5 protein-coding genes are annotated in these 4,564 nt (G+C 41.8%); 4 read left to right on the top strand and 1 reads right to left on the bottom strand.

What is annotated here, in order from left to right; all coding sequences use genetic code 11:
• The 3 genes from PUQ00_RS32390 to PUQ00_RS32400 all read left to right on the top strand — a co-directional run.
• Positions 1-484 (top strand): type I restriction endonuclease (locus PUQ00_RS32390; RefSeq protein ID WP_366145981.1); only part of this gene is annotated, 484 nt, incomplete at its 5' end.
• A 181-nt stretch (positions 485-665) separates the two neighbouring features.
• The gene (locus PUQ00_RS32395) at positions 666-1,292 is read left to right on the top strand and encodes a restriction endonuclease subunit R (RefSeq protein WP_300424067.1); all 627 of its coding nucleotides are present in this window, start codon (positions 666-668) and stop codon (positions 1,290-1,292) included.
• A 5-nt stretch (positions 1,293-1,297) separates the two neighbouring features.
• Positions 1,298-2,527, top strand: a complete 1,230-nt coding sequence (locus PUQ00_RS32400; protein WP_300424069.1) for an aminotransferase class V-fold PLP-dependent enzyme — start codon at positions 1,298-1,300, stop codon at positions 2,525-2,527.
• A gap of 81 nt (positions 2,528-2,608) precedes the next feature.
• On the opposite strand, the gene PUQ00_RS32405 is transcribed toward PUQ00_RS32400, so the two are convergent.
• A complete protein-coding gene (locus PUQ00_RS32405) occupies positions 2,609-3,565 on the bottom strand; it encodes an aldo/keto reductase (protein ID WP_300424070.1) in 957 nt (318 codons plus the stop codon).
• Between the two features lie 471 nt (positions 3,566-4,036).
• Between PUQ00_RS32405 and PUQ00_RS32410 the strand changes: the two genes are divergently transcribed.
• Positions 4,037-4,534, top strand: coding sequence for an SDR family NAD(P)-dependent oxidoreductase (locus PUQ00_RS32410; RefSeq protein WP_300424072.1), 498 nt, complete (start codon positions 4,037-4,039; stop codon positions 4,532-4,534).
• Positions 4,535-4,564: the final 30 nt, after the last annotated feature.

A 4,564-nucleotide genomic window follows, 5' to 3' on the forward strand; every position in this document is an offset into this window, starting at 1 on the left:
TTTGACTTTGCCACTCTTCAGATGTACGGAGCTTGTTCAAAACTCAAATAGGATTCCTATAGATTTGGCTAGTTTTTATCGTCATCCTTTTTACATCGCTACAGAAGAAAGTGTAGAAATTAGTGAAGAAATTATCATTGATGATCAAGAAAATTCTGAAGAAACTCAAGAAATTATCAAAGATAAAATTGATGTCCTGGTTCTCCAAGATAAGTTATGGTTACTAATAATTGAATCTAAGAGGTCTAGTTTTTCCTTGGCAAAGGCAATTCCCCAAGCACTAACTTATATGCTAGCAAATCCTCAGCCTCAGCATCCTGTATATTCCTTGGTAATGAATGGCGAAGATTTCCAATTTATGAAACTGCTCAAACAAGATAAATTAATCTATGGTTTATCTGATAGATTCACTTTGTATAGACGCGAAAATGAATTATACAAAGTTGTAAATATATTAAAAAAATTAAGTCAAGTTTTAATTTAATTATTTTTTATATTACTATCTAGATTAATACTGCAACAGTGTTATAATATAGGACTGCTATTTGATTTTTGAAAAAACTCTGTACAACTCGAAAGGGCTGATTCCCTACTCCCTGCCTACGCAAATAAGTTCAAGAATCAAATCGGATTGCTATAGTTATGCTGTATGTTTAAAATAAATTATGATTCAATTTATTCAAGCACAAAATGTCGGGCTTGCCTATTTGGAAGAAAGATTTAGTCTACAGCTAGCGGAAGATGAGGCATTCTTCACAGAATCCGTTGAGAATTTACCGGAAATTACAGATTTAGAAAAGCAAGATTTAGACAGAATAAAACTTCATTTTCTCCGTTTAGTCAAGCGTCCTCCTTTGTCAGAAGAAACGGTGAAATTAGTAGTTTTATCTCCTTTACTCAACTTAGCTGGATTTTATGATGAGCCTTTTTATATGAGAGGCGAACAATCAATAGAAATTTCTGCGGAAGATGAAGGAGAAATTATTAGAGGTAGAATTGATATTTTAGTTATTCAAGAACAATTTTGGTTGTTAGTAATTGAATCTAAAAGGTCTAGTTTTTCTCTTTTAGAAGCCATACCTCAAGCACTTGTTTATATGTTGGCTAATCCCAATCAAGACAAACCTACTTTTGGATTAGTAACAAATGGTAGTCATTTCATTTTTGTAAAACTGACTAAACAAAATATACCAAAGTATGCGTTATCTGATGAATTTACGCTGTTGAGGAGAAAAAATGAACTGTATCAGGTTCTAAGTGTATTAAAAAATTTGAGTCAAAGTTTGAGTTAAAAATTATGTCTATTCGTCCTATATACCTTGATTGCCACGCGACTACACCCGTAGATGAACGGGTACTAGCAGCAATGCTCCCCTACTTCACAGAAAACTTTGGCAACCCATCAAGTATTAGTCATGTTTACGGTTGGGAAGCAGAAGCTGCTGTCAAACAAACACGGGAAATATTAGCAACAGCAATTAACGCCACACCAGAAGAAATTGTTTTTACGAGTGGTGCAACAGAAGCGAATAATTTAGCTATTAAAGGTGTTGCCGAAGCTTATTTTAAAAAAGGTCAGCATATTATTACTGTTGTCACTGAACATAGTGCAGTTATTGATCCTTGTAATTATTTAAAAAGTCTCGGTTTTGAAATTACTATTCTCCCTGTCCAAAAAGATGGATTAATTGATTTAACTGAGTTAAAAAAAGCTTTCCGTCCTGAGACGATTTTGGTATCGGTGATGGCTGCAAATAACGAAATTGGTGTGTTGCAGCCTTTGGCAGAAATTGGGGAAATGTGCCGCGATGGGCTAGGGCTTGGTGGAAGCGATCGCAATATCATTTTCCACACCGATGCCGCCCAAGCTATTGGTAAAATTCCCTTGGATGTGCAAGCGATGAAAATAGATTTGATGTCGCTGACTGCACACAAAGTATATGGCCCAAAGGGCATTGGGGCGCTGTACGTCCGCAGGCGCAACCCCAGAGTGCAACTGGCTCCTCAGCAGCACGGCGGCGGACATGAACGGGGGATGCGTTCTGGTACATTGTATACACCGCAAATTGTCGGCTTGGGGAAAGCTGTAGAAATCGCTTTTGCAGAACAAGCAACAGAAACCCAACGCCTTACCCAGTTAAGACAAAGCTTGTGGGAACAGATGAAGCAAATTGAGGGAATTCATCTCAATGGACACCCTGAAGAGCGATTGGCGGGAAACTTGAATATCAGTGTTGAGGGGGTGGATGGAGCCGCACTTTTGCTAGGATTGCAGCCAGTAATGGCGGTTTCATCTGGTTCTGCTTGCTCGTCGGCTACCACTGCACCCTCCCATGTTCTCACAGCATTGGGACATTCAGAACAGCTAGCTTATGCCTCAGTGCGGTTTGGTATTGGGCGGTTTAATAGCCAAGAGCAAATTGATATTGTGGCGAAACATGCGATCGCTACCATTCAAAGTTTACGTAATCCCATGAAAGATTTTATTAAGAAGAATTCAGGAGTCAGGAGTCAGAATTCAGAATGAATTCTGTAGGACTGGCCAATAGCGCAGCCTTAGCGAGTCCGCGAGCGTCTGGATTCAGAATTCTGAATTCTGAATTCTTCTTCAAGGATTCTCGCGCCGGAAAGCACCAATCTGATCTAGCTCTTGCTGATTGAGGCGAAATTCTCCAGCCCCGATAATTCCTTCCACCTGCTTGGGATTGCGTCCGCCAACGATCGCCGCAGTCACCGCCGGATTGTTTAAAGTCCAAGCGATCGCCACCTCACCCGGCGAGCGATCGTGTTGTTTACCAATGTCTTGCAACACCTCGACTAACTTCAGGTTACGAGATAGACGTGGCTCCTGAAATTCACTATTGTTTTTGCGCCAATCATCATCTGGGAAATTAGCAACCCGCTCAGGTGTAATCGCTCCTGTAAGCAAGCCAGATTGCATCGGTGAATAAACAATCACACCGATGTTGTTTTCCTGACAAAAAGGTAGAATCTCCTTTTCGACATCGGGCTTAACCAGTGAATAAGGCGGTTGCAATGAGGTAACTGGTGCAATCTCCTGGGCACGTTTCAACTGTTCTACATTGAAGTTTGAAACCCCGATATAGCGTACCTTGCCTTCATCCTTGAGCTTGGCCAGAGTCGTCCAGCCTTCTTCGATATCTGAGTCAGGGTTGGGCCAGTGGATCTGGTAGAGGTCAATGGTTTCAATGTCGAGTCGGCGTAGACTAGCTTCAACTTCCCCACGCACAGAATCTGCCTTGAGGCTGTTACCAGTTTTGCGCTTTTCATCCCAGATCAGTGAGCATTTAGTGAAAATGTAGGGGCGATTAGATCGACCTTTGAGCGCCTTAGCAACAACTTCCTCCGAATGCCCCAGACCATAAACAGCTGCGGTGTCAATCCAATTAACGCCGAGGTCGAGAGCGCGATTAATCGCTGCGATCGATTCCTGATCATCCTGTGCTCCCCAACCAAAAGCCCATCCACCTCCACCGATCGCCCAGGCTCCAAACCCGATTGGGGTAATGTGAAGCTCCGAATTGCCAAGCTGTTGGGTTTGCATATCTACTTTATCCAAGAATTTTTGAGTCAATTGTTAGTGTACGCTGCAAACATTTTCTCAACCGCTATCTGAAGTGTGAATTACTACTAATGAAAACACGACGGCCAATTACTACTTATACACTAGACTTGCTCGAAGATATAGCAGTTCTCGTTTGGATGCAACACATGGTAAGGGCACAGAAAAAGCTCATTGGTGTCAACTTAACGTGAAAGTTAGTCTAGAAGCAGCTTTTAGAGATTATCTCGTTCCCAGTCTCCGACTCTTAATGCATTCCGAGAGGGCTGCCGCCTCAAGACTTGCGGCAGAGCCGCGATGAGGTGCATTTCCAGCCAGAGGCTTGGAAACAAGGCTTTCACGTTAAATTGACACCAATGAGCATTGCTGTGCCCCTACGAGTGCTCTGTATTGCGTGCAATTGAGAACCGCTATAGTAATGGTTGTCAATGTTTAGCAAAATAGAGAAGTAAAATGTCAGAAGATTTAGAAGGCAAAATTGCGCTGATCACAGGTGCAAACAAAGGTATCGGGTATGAGATTGCACGCCAATTAGGTTCTAGAGGTGCGACTGTTCTTGTTGGTGCAAGAGATATAGGACGCGGTGAAGAAGCGGCGAATAAACTTCGTTTAAATCAAATCGATGCCCGAACAATTCAACTTGATGTCATCGACCAAAAAACAATTGATTCTGCGAGTAAACAAATCGAGAGCGAATTCGGAAAACTTGACATCCTTGTGAACAATGCTGGGATACTAAGTGATGGCGATCGCCTTCCACCTAGTCAAGTTGATATTGAAACACTGCGACACACTTACGAGACAAATGTCTTTGGAGTATTTGCAGTTACAAAAACGCTGTTGCCACTTTTAAAGAAGTCAACAGCAGGGCGAATAGTGAATTTATCAAGTGGTTTAGGTTCTCTGACTCAAAACTCTGACCCAAATATAGGACTCCTATTTGATTTCTGAACAAGACTAAGAGAGAATACGGAGAGGTTT

It is taken from the genome of Nostoc sp. S13 (assembly GCF_029379315.1).
GTDB lineage: Bacteria > Cyanobacteriota > Cyanobacteriia > Cyanobacteriales > Nostocaceae > Nostoc.

Coding starts and splice junctions, on each gene's coding strand:
- PUQ00_RS32400 (WP_300424069.1), top strand. CDS start 1,298: ATGTCTATTCGTCCTATATACCTTGATTGCCACGCGACTACACCCGTA.
- PUQ00_RS32405 (WP_300424070.1), bottom strand. CDS start 3,565: ATGCAAACCCAACAGCTTGGCAATTCGGAGCTTCACATTACCCCAATC.
- PUQ00_RS32395 (WP_300424067.1), top strand. CDS start 666: ATGATTCAATTTATTCAAGCACAAAATGTCGGGCTTGCCTATTTGGAA.
- PUQ00_RS32410 (WP_300424072.1), top strand. CDS start 4,037: ATGTCAGAAGATTTAGAAGGCAAAATTGCGCTGATCACAGGTGCAAAC.